General features: G+C 71.9%; 19 protein-coding genes. 11 read left to right on the top strand and 8 right to left on the bottom strand.

What is annotated here, in order from left to right:
- Positions 1-24 precede the first annotated feature (24 nt).
- Positions 25-1,191: an alkaline phosphatase PhoX gene (locus ACZ5GP_RS10040; RefSeq protein ID WP_468750374.1), complete on the top strand. Its 1,167-nt coding sequence runs from the start codon at positions 25-27 to the stop codon at positions 1,189-1,191.
- A 59-nt stretch (positions 1,192-1,250) separates the two neighbouring features.
- Complete coding sequence (locus ACZ5GP_RS10035) at positions 1,251-2,141, top strand: NAD-dependent protein deacetylase (RefSeq protein ID WP_468750373.1); 891 nt, start codon at positions 1,251-1,253, stop codon at positions 2,139-2,141.
- Here ACZ5GP_RS10035 and gdhA read toward each other — a convergent pair.
- From gdhA to ACZ5GP_RS10020, 3 genes are all read right to left on the bottom strand, one after another.
- A complete protein-coding gene (gene gdhA, locus ACZ5GP_RS10030) occupies positions 2,134-3,492 on the bottom strand; it encodes an NADP-specific glutamate dehydrogenase (RefSeq protein WP_468750372.1) in 1,359 nt (452 codons plus the stop codon). The two genes, ACZ5GP_RS10035 and gdhA, sit on opposite strands and share 8 nt — an antisense overlap.
- 236 nt (positions 3,493-3,728) lie before the next feature.
- The gene (locus tag ACZ5GP_RS10025; RefSeq protein ID WP_468750371.1) at positions 3,729-3,959 is read right to left on the bottom strand and encodes a hypothetical protein; all 231 of its coding nucleotides are present in this window, start codon (positions 3,957-3,959) and stop codon (positions 3,729-3,731) included.
- Between the two features lie 27 nt (positions 3,960-3,986).
- Complete coding sequence (locus ACZ5GP_RS10020) at positions 3,987-4,904, bottom strand: 4-hydroxy-tetrahydrodipicolinate synthase family protein (RefSeq protein WP_468750370.1); 918 nt, start codon at positions 4,902-4,904, stop codon at positions 3,987-3,989.
- 72 nt (positions 4,905-4,976) lie between these two features.
- Here ACZ5GP_RS10020 and ACZ5GP_RS10015 point away from each other — a divergent pair, with 72 nt between their 5' ends.
- Positions 4,977-5,960, top strand: a complete 984-nt coding sequence (locus ACZ5GP_RS10015) for a LysR family transcriptional regulator (RefSeq protein ID WP_468750369.1) — start codon at positions 4,977-4,979, stop codon at positions 5,958-5,960.
- A gap of 83 nt (positions 5,961-6,043) precedes the next feature.
- Positions 6,044-6,466, top strand: a complete 423-nt coding sequence (locus tag ACZ5GP_RS10010) for a DUF6003 family protein (protein WP_468750368.1) — start codon at positions 6,044-6,046, stop codon at positions 6,464-6,466.
- A gap of 270 nt (positions 6,467-6,736) precedes the next feature.
- Here ACZ5GP_RS10010 and ACZ5GP_RS10005 read toward each other — a convergent pair whose 3' ends face one another.
- The gene (locus ACZ5GP_RS10005; protein WP_468750367.1) at positions 6,737-7,789 is read right to left on the bottom strand and encodes a LacI family DNA-binding transcriptional regulator; all 1,053 of its coding nucleotides are present in this window, start codon (positions 7,787-7,789) and stop codon (positions 6,737-6,739) included.
- A 297-nt stretch (positions 7,790-8,086) separates the two neighbouring features.
- Here ACZ5GP_RS10005 and uriH point away from each other — a divergent pair, with 297 nt between their 5' ends.
- Positions 8,087-9,034 (top strand): uridine-preferring nucleoside hydrolase UriH, encoded by a 948-nt coding sequence (uriH, locus tag ACZ5GP_RS10000; RefSeq protein WP_468750366.1) that lies wholly within the window; start codon positions 8,087-8,089, stop codon positions 9,032-9,034.
- Entirely contained in the window at positions 9,031-10,482 is a 1,452-nt protein-coding gene (gene uriT, locus ACZ5GP_RS09995) for a uridine transporter UriT (RefSeq protein ID WP_468750365.1), read from the top strand. Before uriH ends, uriT begins: the two co-directional genes overlap by 4 nt.
- Positions 10,483-10,579: 97 nt before the next feature.
- Here the strand turns inward: uriT and ACZ5GP_RS09990 are convergent, their stop codons facing one another.
- From ACZ5GP_RS09990 to ACZ5GP_RS09980, 3 genes are all read right to left on the bottom strand, one after another.
- Positions 10,580-10,849, bottom strand: a complete 270-nt coding sequence (locus ACZ5GP_RS09990) for a hypothetical protein (RefSeq protein WP_468750364.1) — start codon at positions 10,847-10,849, stop codon at positions 10,580-10,582.
- A gap of 77 nt (positions 10,850-10,926) precedes the next feature.
- Entirely contained in the window at positions 10,927-11,826 is a 900-nt protein-coding gene (locus ACZ5GP_RS09985; RefSeq protein ID WP_468750363.1) for an MBL fold metallo-hydrolase, read from the bottom strand.
- A gap of 210 nt (positions 11,827-12,036) precedes the next feature.
- On the bottom strand, positions 12,037-12,945 hold the full coding sequence (locus tag ACZ5GP_RS09980; protein ID WP_468750362.1) for a LysR family transcriptional regulator: 909 nt from the start codon (positions 12,943-12,945) through the stop codon (positions 12,037-12,039).
- A 111-nt stretch (positions 12,946-13,056) separates the two neighbouring features.
- Between ACZ5GP_RS09980 and ACZ5GP_RS09975 the strand changes: the two genes are divergently transcribed.
- From ACZ5GP_RS09975 to ACZ5GP_RS09965, 3 genes are read left to right on the top strand one after another with little or no spacing between them, the layout of a single operon-like run.
- The gene (locus ACZ5GP_RS09975) at positions 13,057-14,097 is read left to right on the top strand and encodes a fumarylacetoacetate hydrolase family protein (protein ID WP_468750719.1); all 1,041 of its coding nucleotides are present in this window, start codon (positions 13,057-13,059) and stop codon (positions 14,095-14,097) included.
- 44 nt (positions 14,098-14,141) lie between these two features.
- On the top strand, positions 14,142-15,272 hold the full coding sequence (locus ACZ5GP_RS09970) for an FAD-dependent oxidoreductase (RefSeq protein ID WP_468750361.1): 1,131 nt from the start codon (positions 14,142-14,144) through the stop codon (positions 15,270-15,272).
- A 35-nt stretch (positions 15,273-15,307) separates the two neighbouring features.
- A complete protein-coding gene (locus ACZ5GP_RS09965; protein ID WP_468750360.1) occupies positions 15,308-16,246 on the top strand; it encodes a VOC family protein in 939 nt (312 codons plus the stop codon).
- Between the two features lie 26 nt (positions 16,247-16,272).
- Here ACZ5GP_RS09965 and thrS read toward each other — a convergent pair whose 3' ends face one another.
- Positions 16,273-17,499, bottom strand: a complete 1,227-nt coding sequence (gene thrS / locus ACZ5GP_RS09960; protein ID WP_468750359.1) for a threonine--tRNA ligase — start codon at positions 17,497-17,499, stop codon at positions 16,273-16,275.
- 373 nt (positions 17,500-17,872) lie between these two features.
- On the opposite strand from thrS, the gene ACZ5GP_RS09955 reads away from it, so the two are divergent.
- Entirely contained in the window at positions 17,873-18,046 is a 174-nt protein-coding gene (locus ACZ5GP_RS09955) for a hypothetical protein (protein ID WP_468750358.1), read from the top strand.
- Positions 18,047-18,095: 49 nt separating this feature from the next.
- Entirely contained in the window at positions 18,096-18,362 is a 267-nt protein-coding gene (locus tag ACZ5GP_RS09950) for a hypothetical protein (protein ID WP_468750357.1), read from the top strand.

Below are 18,362 nucleotides of genomic sequence, written 5' to 3'. Positions count from 1 at the left end.
TCGCTTCTCGGTGTAGGAGTATCTGTGGACCGTCGCAATTTCCTGCGTGGTGCGGTGTTCGGCACCTCTGCCGCCGTCTTCGGAGGCACCCTCATGCACGGCGCCGCCTACGCGGCCCCCGCCCAGAACGGCACCGGCCCCTATGGTGGTCTGCTCGCCGCCGACGCCAACGGCATCATGCTGCCGTCCGGCTTCACCAGCCGCGTCATAGCGCGCTCCGGCCGGACGGTTTCCGGCACCTCGTACACCTGGCACGGCGCCCCGGACGGCGGCGCCTGTTTCGCCGACGGCACGGGCTGGATCTACGTCTCCAACTCCGAACTCGCCACCGGGGGCGGGGCGAGCGCCGTCAGGTTCGACTCCGCCGGTTCCGTCACGGGCGCCTATCGAGTACTGTCCGGCACCCGCAACAACTGCGCGGGCGGGGCCACCCCGTGGAACACCTGGCTGTCGTGCGAGGAGGTCAGCCGCGGCTACGTCTACGAGACCGACCCGTGGGGCGCGAAGGCCGCCGTCCGCCGCGCCGCGATGGGCCAGTTCAAGCACGAGGCGGCCGCCGCCGACCCGGTGCGCAAGGTGATCTACCTGACCGAGGACGAGCCGGACGGCTGCTTCTACCGGTTCATCCCGGCCACCTGGGGCGACCTGTCCTCCGGAACCCTCCAGGTGCTCGTGGCGGGCACCGGCACCAGCGGCTCCTTCACCTGGACGAACGTGCCCGACCCGGACGGCTCTCCCACCTACACCCGCGACCAGGTCTCCGGTGCCAAGAACTTCAACGGCGGCGAGGGCTGCCACTACGCCGCCGACACGGTCTGGTTCACCACCAAGGGCGACAACCGCGTCTGGCGGCTCAACCTGCGCGACAACACCTTCGAGCTGGCCTACGACGACAGCCTCGTCACCAACGGCACCGCGCCCCTGACCGGTGTCGACAACATCACCGGTAGTTCCTCGGGCGACCTGTTCGTCGCCGAGGACGGCGGCACCATGGACATCTGCGTCATCACCCCCGCCGATGTCGTGGCCCCGTTCCTGCGCGTCACCGGCCAGTCCGGCTCCGAGATCACCGGCCCGGCCTTCTCGCCCGACGGCAGGCGGCTGTACTTCTCCAGCCAGCGCGGCACGTCCGGCAGCTCGTCCGGCGGCATCACCTACGAGGTCACCGGCCCCTTCCGCACCACTGCCTGAGAGCCCGGCCCGGCGCGGGCGGGCCGCCCGTCCGCGCCGCTGTTCCGTACCCTGGCGGCATGCGTACGCGCCCCACCTTGAACTGGACCCCCGCCGAGGACCTGCCACCGGGCACCACGGATCCGGGGCCGGTAGCCGAGATGCTGGGCGCCGGCGGTGTGCTGGTACTCAGCGGGGCGGGCCTCTCCACCGAGTCGGGCATCCCGGACTATCGGGGCGAGGGCGGGAGCCTGAGCCGGCACACCCCGATGACCTACCAGGACTTCACCGCCAGTGAGCAGGCCCGGCGGCGGTACTGGGCGCGCAGCCACCTCGGCCTGCGCACCTTCGGCCGGGCCAGGCCCAACGCGGGGCACCGGGCCGTCGCCGCGTTCGAGCGGCACGGGCTGCTCGCCGGGGTGATCACGCAGAACGTCGACGGCCTGCACCGGGCCGCGGGCAGCGAGGAGGCGGTGGAGCTGCATGGCAGCCTCGGCCGGGTCGTCTGCCTGTCCTGCGGCGCCCGCAGCCCGCGCGGGGAGCTGGCGCGGCGGCTGGAGGAGGCCAATCCGGGTTTCGCGCCGGTCGCCGCCGCCCTCAACCCGGACGGCGACGCCGACCTCACCGACGAACAGGTCGAGGGCTTCCGCGTACTGCCCTGCGCCCTCTGCGGCGGCATCCTCAAACCGGACGTGGTGTTCTTCGGCGAGACGGTCCCGCCCGAGCGGGTCGAGCGCTGCCGCGCGCTGGTCCGCGACGCGGCATCGCTCCTGGTCCTCGGTTCCTCGCTGACGGTGATGTCCGGGCTGCGGTTCGTCCGCCAGGCGGCCGAGGCCGACAGGCCAGTGCTGATCGTCAACCGGGACGCCACCCGGGGAGACCGTTACGCCGTCACCCGGGTCGCGCTGCCGCTGGGGCCGACCCTCACCTCGGTGGCCGCCCGGCTGGGCGTCTCCGTCGACGTCAGATGACGCCCTGGGCGGACATCGCCTCCGCCACCCGTTCGAAACCGGCGATGTTCGCGCCCGTCACGTAGTCCCCGGGAGCACCGTAGCGCTCGGCGGTCTCGTGGCACGTGCGGTGGATGTCGTTCATGATCCGCGCCAGTTCCTCCTCGACGCGCTGGGCCGGCCATGACGTACGGGCGTGGTTCTGCGCCATCTCCAGGGCGCTGACGGCGACACCGCCGGCGTTGGCCGCCTTGCCGGGCCCGAAAGAGACGCCCGCCTGCTGGAGAAGGCGTACGGCCTCGGGGGTCGTCGGCATGTTGGCGCCCTCCGAGACCGCCTTCACGCCGCCCCGGATCAGCGCGGTGGCGTCGTCGGCGTCCAGCTCGTTCTGCGTGGCCGACGGCAGCGCGATGTCGGCCGGAACCTCCCAGACCCGCCGGCCCGGCACGAAGCGGGCCGAGGCTCCGCGGCGCTCGGCGTAGACCTCCACCCGGGCGCGTTCGACCTCCTTGACCTGCTTGAGGAGCTCCAGGTCGATGCCCTTCTCGTCGACCACATAGCCGGCGGAGTCCGAACAGGTCACGGCGTTGGCGCCCAGCGCGGCCAGCTTCTCGATGGTGTGCAGGGCGACGTTCCCGGAACCGGAGACGACCGCCGTCCGCCCTTCGAGGCTCTCGCCGCGCTCGCGCAGCATCGCCGCCGTGAACAGGACGTTGCCGTACCCGGTTGCCTCCGGACGGATCAGCGAGCCGCCCCAGTTCCGGCCCTTGCCGGTCAGGACGCCCGCCTCCCAGCGATTGGTGATGCGCCGGTACTGGCCGAACAGATAGCCGATCTCCCGGCCGCCGACGCCGATGTCACCCGCAGGCACGTCCGTGTGCTCGCCGATGTGCCGGTACAGCTCCGTCATGAACGACTGGCAGAAGCGCATGACCTCCGAGTCGCTGCGGCCGCGCGGGTCGAAGTCGCTGCCGCCCTTGCCGCCGCCGATGCCGAGGCCCGTCAGCGCGTTCTTGAAGATCTGCTCGAAGCCCAGGAACTTGATGACGCCGAGGTTCACCGACGGGTGGAAGCGCAGGCCGCCCTTGTACGGGCCGAGCGCGCTGTTGAACTCCACCCGGAAGCCGCGATTGACGTGCACACGGCCGCGGTCGTCCTGCCACGGCACCCGGAAGATGATCTGCCGCTCCGGTTCGCACAGCCGCTCGATCAGCCCGGCCTCGGCGTACTCGGGGCGCGCGGCGACGACGGGCTCCAACGTCTCCAGTACCTCGCGGGCCGCCTGATGGAACTCCGGCTGGGCCGGATTGCGGCGTTCGATCTCGGTGAGCAGCTGCGAGAGCACGGTCTTCGTCTCGGGTCGCGTGGTCAAGGGAGCCCTTTCTGGCACGGCCGACACCGGCGATCCGATGCGGGGCGCCGGCTCACTTCCGGTGCGGCACGGTCGGGGCGCTCGGCGCCGTTGCCGTGCGCGGGACACGAGCCGCAAGTATGACGCGCGGGGGAACACGCTGACCAGCCCCGGCCGGCGAGCGGCCATGGTGCGGGACCGGCTGCCCGTAGGGCTGGGGTGGGGCAGTTGCTTCAAGGCCTCAGAGGAGTCCTCGCTCAGGTCTCGCTCTCACCGATCCTGTTCCGCTCGCGGCGCCACCTGACGACGAGAACCACGTACGTGATGAGCGCGGCGGTGAACAGGGTGGCGGCCACGGTGTGAACCGTGAACCACAGCGGGCCCGAGGGGTGCCAGATGACGTCGAGGAAGTTCAGCAGCAGGGTCAGCGAGAACGTGCCCCATACCAACTTCTTCGCCGCGGCTACCTTGGCGGCGGGAATCCTCATCGGCTCTCCAGGGCGGTCGGCAGACGGTCAGTTCCTTGACCGCGGCTTCCCGTCGAGCGCCTCCACCATGCGTGCCGCTCGACGCACCGAATCCGCCGAGGCGGGCAGGAGGGGCAGTCGGACGGACGGGCTCGGGATGCGGTTCTGGGCGTGCAGCAGCCCCTTGATCACCGTGGGGTTCGGTTCGGTGAACAAAGCTGCGGACAGGCGGGCCAGTTCGGCTCCGAGGTCGCGGGCGGGGGCGGCGGCGCCGCGGCGCCACAGGGCGATCATGTCGGCGAAGTCGGCGGTGCGCACGTTGGCCGATGCGACGATTCCGCCGTGGGCGCCCGCCGCGACGAGCGGCGAGAGGACGATGTCGTCACCGCCGAGCACGGCGAAACCGGGTGGGGGAGAGTCGAGCAGTTCCATCGTGGTGGCGTCGATCATGCCGGTCGCGTGCTTGATGCCGACGACCCCCGGCAGGCGGCCGAGCGCCGCGATCGTGCCGGCGCCGAGTGTCTGCCCGGTGCGGTAGGGAATGTCGTACACGACCAGCGGGAGGCCGCCGTGCTCGGCCAGCGCCGTGAAGTGTGCCAGGGTCCCCGCTTCCCCGGGCCGGATGTACGGCGGTGCCGGGACCAGCGCCGCGGCGATGTCCCCCCTGGCGGCCAGGGCGCGCAGCGAGGTGATGGCGGCGGCGGTGTCGTTGGTGCCGACCCCGACAATGAGCGGTGCGCGGTGTGCCCGGCAGGCGGCCGAGCAGATGCGTACCACCGTCTCTCTCTCCTGCGCGGACAACGTGGCGGTCTCGGCGGTCGTGCCGAGGGCGACGAGCCCGGCGGCTCCGTCCGACAGTGCCTCGTCGGCCAGTCGGGCCAGCGCGTCGGGGGCCAGGCGCAGATCGTCGGTGAACGGGGTCACCAGGGGGACGTACAGGCCGTCGAAGATCGGTTCGGGCTTCATGGCTCCTACCCTGGCCCACACCCACCCGGTAGATCCATTTCTGATTTCTGCCCTCACACCTAAGCTGTACTTATGCTCGATGTTCGTCGTCTTCATCTGCTCCGCGAACTGCACCGGCGGGGCACCATCGCCGCCGTGGCCGAGGCGCTGACCTTCACCGCGTCCGCCGTCTCCCAGCAACTCGGGGTGCTGGAGAGGGAGGCGGGGGTGCCCCTGCTGGAACGCAGCGGCAGGCGGGTGGTCCTCACGCCCGCCGGCCGGTCCCTCGTCGCGCACGCCGACGCGGTGCTGACCCGCCTCGAACAGGCGGTCGCCGAGCTGGCCGGCGCGCGGGACGGTGTCGGGGGACCCCTGCGTATCGGGACCTTCCCCTCCGGCGGTCACACCATCGTCCCCGCCGCGCTGGCCGAACTGGCCTGCCGGCACCCCGCGTTGGAGCCGATGGTGCGGGAGATCGACTCCGCGCGTGTCTCCGACGGGCTGCGGGCCGGCGAGCTCGACGTGGCCCTTGTCCACGACTACGACTTCGTACCCGCGTCCCCGGACACGACGGTGGAGGAGGTTCCCCTGCTCGAAGAGCCGATGTATCTGGTCACGCAGGCCGCGACCGGCACCACCCGTGAGAGTGACGTGACCGCGACCGCAAACGCGCACGCCGGCCCCGGCGGCACGCTTGCCGCACTGGCGGCGCTGCTCGGACCGTGCGCCGAGGTTCCCTGGATCACCGCCCGGGACGGCACGACCGGTCACGCCATGGCCGTACGCGCGTGTCAGGCCGCCGGATTCCAGCCGAGGATCCGTCACCAGGTCAACGACTTCCGCACCGTGCTCGCGCTGGTCGCCGCCGGGCAGGGAGCCGGCTTCGTGCCGGAGATGGCCGCCGTGCCGAGCCCCGCGGGCGTGGTGCTCACGGAGCTGCCCTTGTTCCGCCGCTCGAAGGTCGCGTTCCGCGCGGGCGGTGGCGCGCATCCGGCGATCGCTGCTTTCGTGGCGGCGGCGACGGCGGCGGTCGATGGCATGCTAGGGGCAGGAGGTCGGTCCGCGAGCTCTGCGTGAACGGCCGACCGCCGGGCATGTGTTGCCTGGGCGCCGACTTCGGTGCCAGGTACATGTTCGAAACGAGAAGGCGATGTCCCACGATGGCCGATGACGCATACCTGTTCCTCCTTCCCGACCGGCACCCCCGACTGGGCGCGGCCCTCGCTGCCGTCGGTCCCTTGGAGTGCTCGGAAACCCCGGCCGTGCACGGCTGGTTGCAGGCCCACGAGGTCTCCGTGTCGTCGGAAGCGGTGCGGATCCTGCCCGCCGAGGCACAGGCGCTCATCCCCGAGGGCGCCGAGCGGCTGCCGGTGCCGTTGAGCGAGGAGGAGACGCTGACGGTCCAGCAGGAGTGCGCGCCTCAAGCTGTGACGGAGCTGGAGGGTGAACTGCTCGAGTTCCGGGAGACGACCCAGGACTGGGAGGCTCTCGTGCACCGGGCCCTGACCGCGGGAATCCCCGCGCAGCGCATCGCCCAGCTGACCGGCCTCGACCCGCAGGAAATCGGCCGCCTGACCGTCTGACCTGCCCGCCGGCAAGAGATCGGCGGTCTGGCGGCTGAGCCGTCTCGGCCCGGGGCGAACCGGCCGCCCGAGCGGCCTTGACCTGGCAGCAAACGGGCCGCCCGACCGCCGCACCGGCCTCGGCCCGCAGAAGATCGGCGGGTCCGACCGCCCTGCCCCGCAGCGAACCGGCCGCCCGGCCGACTGACCCGCCTCGATGCCGATGCCGTGCCGGGCAAGGCCCCTCGGGGGACGTCAGACGCGGCGCCTCGCGCCCAAGCGGGCGGCCCGCTACGCGGCAGGCACCGTCCCGGCCGCCGCGGCCGGCGCCGGCACGCTCGCGCGCTGCGGCACGCTCGACTCCCGTACGACCAGCCGCGGCGCGAGCCGCACCGCTTGCTGCGGGCCCGCGCGCTCGCCCGACAGGCGCAGGCTCAGGAGCCGCGCCGCTTCGGCGGCCAGCTCCCCCACCGGCTGGCGGACCGTCGTGACGCCCGGCGCGGACAGCCCCGCCATCGGGATGTCGTCGAAGCCCGTCACGGCGACTTCGCCCGGCACGTCGACGCCCAGCTGCTGGAGCCGCTGGAGCGCCCCGATCGCGATCAGGTCGTTGGCGCACACCAGGGCGTCGGGGCGGGCCGGCCACACCTCGTCGACGGCGGCCCGGCCCCACTCCACGGAGAAGTCGCCGAGGGCCACCCGCTCCGGAGCGCCGGGGTCGAGCGCGAGCGCCCGGGCCGCGTAGGCCCCGCGCCGCTCGGCGGCGGTGGACGCCGTCCCCGCCGCCCCGAGGAAGCAGACGCGCGTGCGTCCGGTGGCCGCCAGATGATCGAGGACGAGGGCCATGCCGGCGGTGTTGTCGACGGCTACGGAGTCGGCGACGCCGGGCCCGCAGCCGCGGTCCATCAGCACGAGCGGCACCCGCGCCGCCGCCGCGGCCACCGCCTCCCGGCTGCGCTCCTCGTGCGCCGGGATCACCAGCAGGGCGTCGACCTGCCGGCCGAGCAGGTCCGCCACGTACTCCGCCTCGGCCACCGGATCGTCGTCGCAGTCGGCGAGCAGTACGGCGCGCCCGTCGGCGTGCAGGGCGTGCGTCAACTCCCGTACGAGCGTCGGGTAGAAGGGGTTCGTGATCTGCGGCAGGACGAGACCGACCGTGCCCGTGGAGCGGCCGCGCAGCGCCCGGGCCGCGTGGTTGGGGCGGTAGCCGAGCGCCTCGGCGGCCTCCCGCACCCGGCGGGCCGTCTCGGCGCCGACGGGCCGGGTACCGGCCAGGACCCGGGAGACCGTGGCGACGGAGCAGCCGCAGGCCCGGGCCACGTCTCGCAGCGTTGCGTCGGCCACGCCGCGCCCCCTTCGACAAGCCGACAGGTCCCGGCAAACGTTATCAGCGGAGGTTCGTCACAACCAGAGTCCGAGCAGGGTTCGGCCAGGCCGCACATTGGGACTGATTGCGCCTGCTTACCCCTTTTTGTGCCGCACGGGGTCGTGTCCGTTCCGGGCAAGTTTGCCTGGGTGTGGTTTCGGCCATTGACATAATTCGCCACTGTGCACAGAGTCTTCGGAGAACGTTTTCCCGAGCTGTCTCCGCCCCGCGACCGTCGAGGCGGCAGCGGCTCAGCCGAACAAAGAGGTTCCGCGATGCCCCGAAAGATCATCCTGGACTGCGATCCGGGACATGACGACGCGATCGCCATGCTCCTGGCGCACGGCAACCCGGATGTGGAGCTGGTCGCCGTCACCACCGTGGTGGGCAACCAGACCCTGGAGAAGGTCACCCGCAACGCCCTGTCGGTGGCCCGCATCGCGAACATCACCGGCGTGCCCTTCGCGGCCGGCTGCTCCCGCCCCCTGGTGCGTACCATCGAGACGGCACCGGAGATCCACGGCGAGAGCGGCATCGACGGCCCCGTCATGCCCGAGCCGACGCTGGCCCTGGACGAGCGCCACGCCGTCGACCTGATCATCGACACCGTCATGGCGCACGAGCCCGGCGAGATCACCATCGTGCCCACCGCCGGTCTCACCAACATCGCCATGGCCGCCCGCAAGGAGCCCCGCATCGTCGAGCGCGTCCGCGAGGTCGTCCTGATGGGCGGCGGCTACCACACGGGCAACTGGAGCCCCGTCGCCGAGTTCAACATCAAGATCGATCCCGAGGCCGCGCACATCGTCTTCAACGAGCGCTGGCCGCTCACCATGGTCGGCCTCGACCTGACCCACCAGGCACTCGCCACCCCCGAGGTCGTCGAGCGCATCGCGAAGGTCGGCACCCGGCCCGCCGTCTTCGTCAACGAGCTGCTCGACTTCTTCGGCGCCATGTACCTGCAGTCCCAGGGCTTCGCGGCCCCGCCGGTGCACGACCCGTGCGCGGTCGCGTACGTCATCGACCCCGACGTCATGACCGTCCGCAAGGCCCCCGTCGACATCGAGCTGACCGGCACCCTCACCCTCGGCATGACCGTGACGGACTTTCGGGCGCCCGCGCCCGCGGACTGCCACACCCAGGTCGCCGTGGACCTGGACCACCGGCGTTTCTGGGACCTGGTCGTGGACGCCCTCGAGCGGATCGGTGACGTCCCCGCATGAACGCCTCCGTCACCGAACCGGCCGCCGCACCCGGCGGCGCCCGCGGCTCCCGACCGGTGCGCATCGGCGTCCTGGTCACCGCCCTCCTCGCGGCGTGCTTCGCCTTCCAGCTCAACGCGAGCATGCTCAGCCCCGCCCTGAAGAACATCGAGGACTCCCTCGGGGCGACCTCCGCGGAGATCGGCCTCACCCAGACCGCCTTCTTCACCTCCGCCGCGCTCTTCTCACTGTTCCTGCCGCGCCTCGGCGACCTCATCGGACGCCGCAAGGTCCTCGGCGGGATGCTCGCGCTCATGGTCGTCGGCTGCCTCGTCGCCGCCTTCGCCGAGAGCGTGCCCATGCTCTTCGCGGGCCGCGTCATCCAGGGCGTCTCCGGGCCCACCGTGCCGCTCTGCCTGATCATGCTGCGCAACGAGGTCCACGAGCCGAAGAAGTACGGCACGCTGCTCGGCGTCATCACCGCCGTCAACGGCGGCATCGCGGGCGTCGACTCCCTCGCGGGCGGCTACCTCGCCGACCACCACGGCTTCCAGTCGGTGTTCTGGGCGATGGCGGGCGTGGCCGCGCTCGCCGCGCTCATGGTCGCCACCCTCACCCCGGAGTCCAGGGCCACCGCCACCGCCGACACCCGGATGGACTGGCCCGGCGTCACGTTCCTGGTCGTCTCGGTGGGCGCCGCCCTCATCGCCCTGAACGAAGCGGGCAAGCTGGCCGCCGCGAACTGGCCGCTGGTCGCCGGTCTCTTCGTCGTCACGGCCGTCGCCTTCGCCCTCTTCTGGCGCACCGAGGACCGCAGCAGCCATCCCCTGGTCGCCACCCGCCACCTGCGCCGGCGCTCCACCTGGGCCCTGCTGCTCACCACCGTCCTCACCATGACCGGCGTCTTCGCCGTGATGAACGGCATGATCCCCGCCTTCGCCCAGGACGCGCAGGCCGGCTTCGGGATGAGCGCCGAGCAGTCGGCCTGGTGGACCCTGACCCCGTACGCCCTCGCCGGTCTCGCCATGGGTCCGATCGCCGGGCGCCTGGCCGCCACGTACGGGTACGGGCGCGTCCTGCGCCTCGGCCTCATCGGCTCGATCGTCACCGTGGCCCTGATGCTGTTCACCCTGCACGCCGACTCGCGGCTGCTGCTCCTGGCCGCGTCGATCCTCATCGGCGTCACCTACGCGGGCGTGGGCAACATCGTCCTCAACGGCCTCGGCATCGTGCTCTCGCCGAAGGAGAACCCGGGCTTCCTGCCCGGTCTGAACGCGGGCGCCTTCAACCTCGGCGCCGGGCTCAGCTTCGCCGTCCTGTACGCCGTGCAGACCGCCGCCGAACCGGCCGACAAGACCTCACCCGCCGGATACACGGCAGGCATGATCGCCGGTGTCGCGCTCATCGCGGCGGCGTTCGCGACGTCCTTCCTCATCCCCAAGCCGGTGGAGGCCGAGGCCACGGAGTGAGCGCACCGCCAGGGCCCGTGCCACGGCCGGACCGTGGCACGGGCCCTCGGTGTGTGATGCGGCCGGCGGCCCCTCGGCAGGGGCCGGCCCGGCGGGCTCAGTCGCCCCGGACGTCCGCGACCCGCACCGAAAGGCCGTAGTCCAACTCGGCCCCGTCGACGAGCAGCGCCTCGACGGACCGGGTCGCGGGGTCGATGTCGGCCTCCATGCCGTCCCCCGCGTACCGGGGATAGCCGGAGGCGCCCGTCTCGCCGGTGGCGACCACGACGGCGGAACGCAGCGCTCCGTGCGTGTCGTCGGTGCTCTTTCCGTCCTCGGTGAACTCGGGGACGAGCAGGATCTCGTAGCTCTGCGGTTCAGTCGTCATGCGAGCGACGGTAGACAGGAGCGGCACCCGGCGCACGTACGCGCCGCCGAGGGCGGGTCGCGCGTCGTCGTGCCGGGTCACCAGCGCAGGGCGGTGAAGTCCACGGGCCGGGGGCGCAGGGTCGCCGTCCGGGCGGTCAACGCCCGCATTCGCCGCGCCGCTTCGGTGACGGTCAGATGCCTGCGGTCACCGTGCCCGGGCAGCAGCCATTCGAAGCGGAGCCGTTCGGCCGTGCGGGCCAACGAGGCCGCCAGCTCCTCGATGGAGTACCAGGTGACGCTCTCGGCCACCTCGATGTCACCCGTCGTGCGCGACCAGTAGAAACTGTCCCCGCTGAAGCAGTACCGCTCATCGGCGACGTACAGCACGCTGCCCCGGGTGTGGCCCGGCAGCGGATGGGCGTGGACGCCGTCGCCGATCTCGACGCTCTGTGTTCCGCGCAGCACGTGGTCGGCGTCCGGCGCCGCGTCCAGATCACCCTCGTGGATCCACAGCGCGGCCCCCAAGCGGTCGGCGTACCGCCGGCCGTGCGCGGCGTGGTCCCGGTGGGTGAGCAGGACGTCCGTGACGGGCCCGATCCTCTCGTACCGGGCCGCCAGCGCCTCGCTCCAGCGCGGGGTGTCCACCATCATCAGGTTCCCCGAAGGGCGGCGCAGCAGGTAGGAGTTGGCGCCCGCGGTGCGCTGGGAGTTGTGCCCGCAGAACAGGACGGTGTCGTCGACGGGCAGGGGGTAGGGGTCCCGCTCGTCCTCCAGTCGCCCGGAGGCGGGCCGGATCGAACGGGTGTGGCAGGCGAACGCGGCGGCGTACAGCAGGCGTTCCTCGGCCGCGTCGCGCGGTTGGCGAAGGATTTCGGAGCGGCCGTCGACCTCCCGGATCAGGTCGGGGGCGAGCTGCCTGGCGACGTCGCAGTTCGTGCAGCGGTCGTCCACGGACCAGCCGGAGGTCAAGGGCCGGCCGGCCAAGGCGTCGTTCACGGCGTGACTCACTTCCTGTGGGGTGGGGGAGTGGACCAGGTCCTGTCCCCTCAGGGGTATCCCGGTGCCGACCCGAAGAGGAAGGGGGTCGGACCCTTGTTTCCCTGGCCACGGGCGGCTCTCACGGCCGACGGGTATGAGGTGCGCATGACAAGTCGGGCTCGTGGGAACGAGCGGCTCGGACCGCCGAGGGGCACGGGTGCGGCGCGATCAGACGTCGTGCAGCCCCCGCCCCACGCGCACCGCCGTGGCGCGCAGCCACCTGTGAGCCGCGTCGTGCGTGTGGACGGGGTGCCACCACAGGGCTTCCTGTACGGGTACGGCGTCATAGGGGGGCCGCATGACGCGCACCGGCGCGACCCCGGCGAGCAACCGGGCCAGCCGCTCCTGGACGAGCGCGATGCGCCGGGTGCCCGCGACCATCAGGGGCAGCACCTGGAAGCTGTCGACGGACACCTCCACGCGGGGCTCGACACCGAGCATGCCCAACTGCCGTACCGCCGGGGTGTCGTAGGCGCGCTGGTAGGTCACCCAGGGCAGCCGGGCCAGGTCGTCCCGGGTCAGCTCGGCCTCGACTTCGTCGTTGTCGCAGGCGACGAGGAAGACCCAGCGGTCCTCGTACAGGTCCGCGTAGGGCAGGTCGCTGACGATCCCGTGCGGCATGAAAAGACCGTCATGGGCACTGAGTGCGGTCCCGGACTCCTCCACCGGGGTGGCCGGCATGCGCGTGAACCGCAGGCGGACGCCGGGGGCCTCCCGGTGGATCACCCGGGCGAGTTCGGCACCGAAGACGGCGACGGCGTAATCGGCGGCCATGAGCGTGAACTCCCGGCTCTCCGTGGCGGGTTCGAAGGTCGCCTGGGTGCTGAACAACCGCTCGAGGAGGTCGTACGCCGTCCCGGTGCGGTCGAGGAGGACCTGCCCGAGGGCCGTGAGTTCGTACTGGCCGCCGGTGCGGGTCAGCAGGTCGTCGCCGAAGTGGCGGCGCAGCCGGGCCAGCGCGGCGCTCATGGCGGGCTGGCTGAGGCCGACGCGCCGGCCGGCGCGGGTGACGTTGCGCTCTTCGAGGAGGGCGCGCAACGCCACGACGAGGTTGAGGTCGAGACGGGCGAGATTCACCGGATCCCTCTGCGGTGTGACGGCTCTGACCTGTGACTATAAAGGCCGCGGATGGCCCGCATCCATGCAATCGATTTCCCCGATGTGGTGTCGGGGCATCAGATTGGTCGCATGGCCATCAGGAGGACATGTTCCGTGCAACCCGCGCTCCCTTCCGAGCCCTTCGCCGGTCCCTTCGCCCTCGGCACCCTGTCCGGCCCCGGCGGCCCCGCCCTTCCCGCGCTCGTCACCCCCGACCGGCGCGTACGGGACCTCCGGCCGATCCTGGACGACGCTACGGCGACGACCCGCACCGTCCTGGAACGGTGGGATGAACTACTGCCCGTCCTGCACGGGTTGGCGGCGGACACGGGCGTGGAGCGGCGGCCGCTGGCGGACTTCGAAGTGCACGCCCCGGTCGAGCCGCGCCAGGTCTTCCAGTGCGGCGCGAACTACCGCCGACACGTGATCGACCTGCACGTCGCCCACCGCGACCCCGCCGACGGCCGCTCGGCCGAGGAAGCGCGGGCCGAGGCCGCGGAGATCATGGACCGGAGGGCGGCGGAGGACCTGCCGTACGTCTTCATCGGTCTGCCGAGTGCCGTCACCGGCCCCTACGACGACGTGACGCTGCCCTCCTGGGCCGAGAAGCCGGACTGGGAACTGGAGTTGGCGGCGGTCATCGGACGCACCGCCCACCAGGTCCCCGCGCACGAGGCGCTGGAGTACGTCGCCGGCTACACGATCGCCAACGACCTCACCGACCGCGCCGGCGTCTTCAGGCGGGACATGCCGCAGATCGGAACGGACTGGCTACGGTCGAAGAACGCGCCCGGCTTCACCCCGCTCGGCCCCTGGATCGTCCCCGCCGAGTCGATCACGGACCCCGGCGACCTGCGTCTGACGCTGAGGCTGAACGGCCGGACGATGCAGGACGAGACCACCAAGGACATGATCTTCGACGTGGCCCGCTTGGTCGCGCACGCCTCGCGAACCGCACGGCTCCTGCCCGGCGACCTCGTCATGACGGGCTCCCCGGCCGGCAACGGCATGCACTGGGGCCGGCTCCTGCGCGACGGCGACGTCATGGACGCCTCCATCGCCGGACTCGGCGCACAGCGCACCCGCTGCGTGGCGCGGGACGCCCGCCGCGCGGCGCAGCCGACACCGTGAACCCGACCGCCGCCACGCGGCCCGTACAACAGAGGAATTCCCCCATGAGCACACCCCGCAAGGTCCTCGTGATCGGCGGTGGCACGGCCGGCAACGCGATGACGGTCTTCCTGCGCCGCGCCGGTGTGGCCGTCGACCTGATCGAGGCGAAGGACGACTGGAACGCCACCGCCGGCTCCGGGATCACCTTGCAGGGCAACGCCCTGCGGGTCCTGCGCGCACTCGGCGTGTGGGAGCAGGTGAAGGCATCCGGCTGCGGTTTCGACTCGGTCGGGATCAACGCCCCCGACGGCACGGTCCTGCACGTCGCACACGACATCCGAAGCGGCGGCGACGACCTGCCCGCCTCCCTCGGCATGCGGCGCCCCCGCCTCCAGCAGATCCTCGTCGAAGCCGTCCGTGCCTGCGGTGCCGACGTGCGGCTGGGCACCACGGCCGACGTGCTGGACCAGGACGCCGACGGGGTGAACGTCCGGTTCAGCGACGGCACAGAAGGCCGCTACGACCTGGTGATCGCCGCCGACGGCCTGCGCTCCACCACCCGCGCCGCCATCGGCATCACCACCGCGCCCGCCCCGACCGGCATGGCAGTCTGGCGCGTCGCCGCCCCACGCCCCGCCGGAGTGACACACGCCGAACTCGCCTACGGCGGGCCCGCGTTCATCGCGGGCTACTGCCCCACCGGCGACTCCACTCTCTACGCGTTCGTGGTCGAGGCCGAACGCGACCGCGCCGCCATCCCGGCTCAGTCGTACGCGGACGAGATGAGCCGGGTGGCCAAGGGGTACGGCGGTCACTGGCCCGAGATCACCGCGCACGTCACCGACCCGGCCCAGGTCAACTACACCTGGTGCGAGCAGTTGCTGGTCGAGGGCTCCTGGCACCGGGGCAGGGTGGTCCTCGCCGGGGACGCCGCCCACTGCTGCCCACCGACCATCGCCCAGGGCGCCGCCATGTCCCTGGAGGACACCCTCGTCCTCGCCGAACTGCTCACCACCGATGCCACCTGGGACGACGCGCTGTTCCATGCCTACTACCAGCGCCGTATCCCGCGTGTGCGGGCCGTCGTGGAGGCGTCCGTACAGATCGGCCGGTGGCAGCTCGACGGGGTGCGCGACGCCGACCTGCCCGGCCTGATGGCCCGCGTCACGGCCCTGCTCACGCAATCGCCCTGAGCCCGCCCTTCGCCGCTCCCGCCCGAGGAGGAACCATGAACGCACGCCTGCTCACCCACCTGCGCCACGTCGACCTGGCCGTACCCGACCACGACAAGCAACTCGACTTCTACGCCGGCGTCTGGGGACTGACCAAGGTCGCCGAGGACTCCGGCATCTCCTTCCTCGCCGCCGAGGGCTCGCCCGAGCAGTACGTCGTACGGTTGCGCAAGGCCGACGAGAAGCGGCTCGACCTCGTGTCCTACGGGGCCGCGAGCCCGGCGGACGTGGACACGCTCGCCGAGCGGCTCCTCGCGGACGGCGTGCGGTTGATCACCCGCCCGGGGAAGACCGACACCCCCGGTGGCGGCTACGGCTTCCGGTTCTTCGACGTCGACGGCCGCACCATCGAGGTGTCGGCCGACGTCGCGGTGCGCCGGCACCGCAGGATCGAGGAGAGGGAGGCGATCCCGGTCAAACTCTCCCACGTGGTGCTCAACTCCGCCGATCTGAACAGGACCCGCCGGTGGTACGAGCGTCACCTCGGCTTCGTCCTGTCCGACACGCTCAGCTCGCCGCGCACGGGCGAGATCCTGCACTTCATGCGGATCAGCGACCAGCACCACTCCATGGCCGTCGCGCGGGGGCCGCACACGGCGCTGCACCACGTGTCGTTCGAGATGCGGGGCATCGACGAGTTCATGCGGGGCTCGGGCCGGGTGATGCGGGCCGGGTACCGCAAGATCTGGGGGCCGGGCCGGCACCTGGCGGGCGACAACACCTTCACCTACTTCCTGGACCCGCACGGCAACACCGTGGAGTACACCACCGAGCTGGAGTGCCTGGACGAGGACACCTGGCACCCACATGTCCACGACTTCTCCCGGCCCGAGGTCACCGACCAGTGGGGTACCGCCGGCGCGATGAACGAGTTGGTGGCCAAGGAGTCGTTCAACGACCCCGACCGAGGGGTGTTCGTCGCGCCGCCGGTCTGAGCCCCGAAAGGCCGATCACCGGCAGATCAGGACTCCTCTCCCTCCGCCTCCCACAGCTCGGCCCGGCGCGCCGAGACCAGCGCCTCGACGCGGGCCACGACCTCGTCGGCCGGCAGCGCGTCGAGCCGGCGTCCGTCGCGCAGCCGCAGCGCGACCCGGCCCGCGGCGGCCTCCTTCGGCCCGATGACCGCCTGATAGGGGACGAGCCGGGCCGCCCGCACCCGGGCACCGAGACTCCCGTCCCCGGACACCTCGGCCCGCAGCCCCGCCCGCGCGCACCGCCGCGAGAACGCCTCGGCCTCGGGCACTTGGGCCTCGGAGACCGGAAGGACCACCAGCTGGGTGGGGGAGAGCCAGGCGGGGAAGGCACCGCCGTGCACCTCGATGAGGTGGGCGACGGCTCTCTCCACACTGCCGATGACACTGCGGTGGACCATCACCGGACGGTGCTTCGCGCCGTCCGCGCCGATGTAGTGCAGGTCGAACCGCTCGGGCTGGTGGAAGTCGATCTGGACGGTGGAGAGGGTGGACTCCCGGCCCGCCGCGTCGGCGACCTGCACGTCGATCTTCGGCCCGTAGAAGGCGGCCTCCCCCTCCACGGCCTCGTAGGGGAGACCGGAGTTGTCGAGGACGTCGCGCAACAGGGCGGTGGACCGCCGCCACTTCTGTGCGTCGGCGACGTATTTCCCACCGGACCCCGGCAACGAGAGCCGCAGGCGCGCCGGGCGGATGCCGAGGGCCTCGTACGCGCCGCGGATCATGTCCAGAGCGGCCCGCGCCTCGTCGGCGGCCTGCTCCAGGGTGCAGAAGATGTGCGCGTCGTTGAGTTGGATGGCCCGCACCCGGCCCAGTCCGCCGAGGACGCCGGAGAGTTCCGCCCGGTACATGCCGCCGAGTTCGGCCATGCGCAGCGGAAGCTCGCGGTAGCTGTGGGAGCGGGAGCGGTAGATCACCGCGTGGTGCGGGCACAGGCTCGGCCGCAGCACGACCTGCTCCCCGCCGACGTCCATCGGGGGGAACATGTCCTCGCTGTAGTGCGCCCAGTGCCCGGAGATCTCGTACAGCTCCCGCTTCCCGAGCACGGGCGAGTACACATGGCGGTAGCCGGCCCGCCGTTCGGTGTCGCGGATGTACTCCTCCAGGGCGTGCCGGACGGCGGCGCCCTCGGGCAGCCAGTAGGGGAGGCCGGCGCCGATCAGGGGATCGGTGCCGAACAGGCCGAGTTCGCGGCCGAGTCTGCGGTGGTCGTGCATCGTGGTCTCCTCGACGGGATCGCGCACATGAGCGCGCGGGTTCGGGCGAGTGACCGCGAGACGAAGCCCCGGGGCACTCGCCCCGGGGCTCTTGACTGTGGAACATCGGTCAGCGCGCCGGGACACTCTCCGGCGTCGTCGTCTTCTGCATGGCGCGCTTCATGCGGATGACCGTAGCAAGGGGGCCCGTCCCGGAAAATCGATTTAACCGCCGGGCGCCGAGCCGCCCACCGCTGTCTGTGAAAGTGGTCACAAGGCCGGAACCGATGATCGGGGTCGGGTGCCGTTCGCCCACCGGGTTCGCGTAAGGTCGCGGATCGGCCACCCCACGGCCGACCCGAAGCACATGTCCCCGAACAAGGAGCCGCAGGTCATGACGGCCAATGACGCCACTCAGGCGCCGATATACCACACCCTCGTCCAGGAGCACGGCGACGTCCTCGCCACGGCCCGCAAGGCCGCGGAGGAGACCCAGCAGACGGCCCAGGACGTACTCGACTTCAGCACGCCGCCCAGAGTGAGCGCGCCCGCCGATCCCGCCTCCTGACAGCGGCCCCGACTCGCGCGGCCCCTGTCCGATCGGCCAAGATGGCGCGATGGACTACGAGTTCTGGAAAGAGATCCACGAACGGGGCGGCATCCCGGCGGTCAAGAGCGCGCTGGCGGAGCTCCCCGAGGACCTGACCCCGCAGGACGCGGACGCCGCGGCCGAGCTGGCCCTCAGGGTCATCGAGGAGGACATCGCCCGCATCAACGCCCGGGCGGACCGGGCCGAGGCGACGGCCCGGGCCCTGGCCGAACAGACCGCCGAGGTCAACCGCCGACTCGGCGGCCACCCGGCCGGCGACGCCGACGGCCGCTGA

The organism is Streptomyces sp. NPDC031466, from assembly GCF_055581265.1.
The sequence above is the reverse complement of the archived record's forward strand: the minus strand, read 5'-3'. Positions and strand labels throughout refer to the sequence as shown.

What these genes read in the sequence shown, in the direction of transcription:
- ACZ5GP_RS10035 (WP_468750373.1), top strand. Translation starts at nt 1,251, where the DNA reads ATGCGTACGCGCCCCACCTTGAACTGGACCCCCGCCGAGGACCTGCCA.
- ACZ5GP_RS10025 (WP_468750371.1), bottom strand. Translation starts at nt 3,959, where the DNA reads ATGAGGATTCCCGCCGCCAAGGTAGCCGCGGCGAAGAAGTTGGTATGG.
- ACZ5GP_RS10020 (WP_468750370.1), bottom strand. Translation starts at nt 4,904, where the DNA reads ATGAAGCCCGAACCGATCTTCGACGGCCTGTACGTCCCCCTGGTGACC.
- ACZ5GP_RS10015 (WP_468750369.1), top strand. Translation starts at nt 4,977, where the DNA reads ATGCTCGATGTTCGTCGTCTTCATCTGCTCCGCGAACTGCACCGGCGG.
- ACZ5GP_RS10010 (WP_468750368.1), top strand. Translation starts at nt 6,044, where the DNA reads ATGGCCGATGACGCATACCTGTTCCTCCTTCCCGACCGGCACCCCCGA.
- uriH (WP_468750366.1), top strand. Translation starts at nt 8,087, where the DNA reads ATGCCCCGAAAGATCATCCTGGACTGCGATCCGGGACATGACGACGCG.
- uriT (WP_468750365.1), top strand. Translation starts at nt 9,031, where the DNA reads ATGAACGCCTCCGTCACCGAACCGGCCGCCGCACCCGGCGGCGCCCGC.
- ACZ5GP_RS09990 (WP_468750364.1), bottom strand. Translation starts at nt 10,849, where the DNA reads ATGACGACTGAACCGCAGAGCTACGAGATCCTGCTCGTCCCCGAGTTC.
- ACZ5GP_RS09975 (WP_468750719.1), top strand. Translation starts at nt 13,057, where the DNA reads ATGGCCATCAGGAGGACATGTTCCGTGCAACCCGCGCTCCCTTCCGAG.
- ACZ5GP_RS09970 (WP_468750361.1), top strand. Translation starts at nt 14,142, where the DNA reads ATGAGCACACCCCGCAAGGTCCTCGTGATCGGCGGTGGCACGGCCGGC.
- ACZ5GP_RS09965 (WP_468750360.1), top strand. Translation starts at nt 15,308, where the DNA reads ATGAACGCACGCCTGCTCACCCACCTGCGCCACGTCGACCTGGCCGTA.
- thrS (WP_468750359.1), bottom strand. Translation starts at nt 17,499, where the DNA reads ATGCACGACCACCGCAGACTCGGCCGCGAACTCGGCCTGTTCGGCACC.
- ACZ5GP_RS09955 (WP_468750358.1), top strand. Translation starts at nt 17,873, where the DNA reads ATGACGGCCAATGACGCCACTCAGGCGCCGATATACCACACCCTCGTC.
- ACZ5GP_RS09950 (WP_468750357.1), top strand. Translation starts at nt 18,096, where the DNA reads ATGGACTACGAGTTCTGGAAAGAGATCCACGAACGGGGCGGCATCCCG.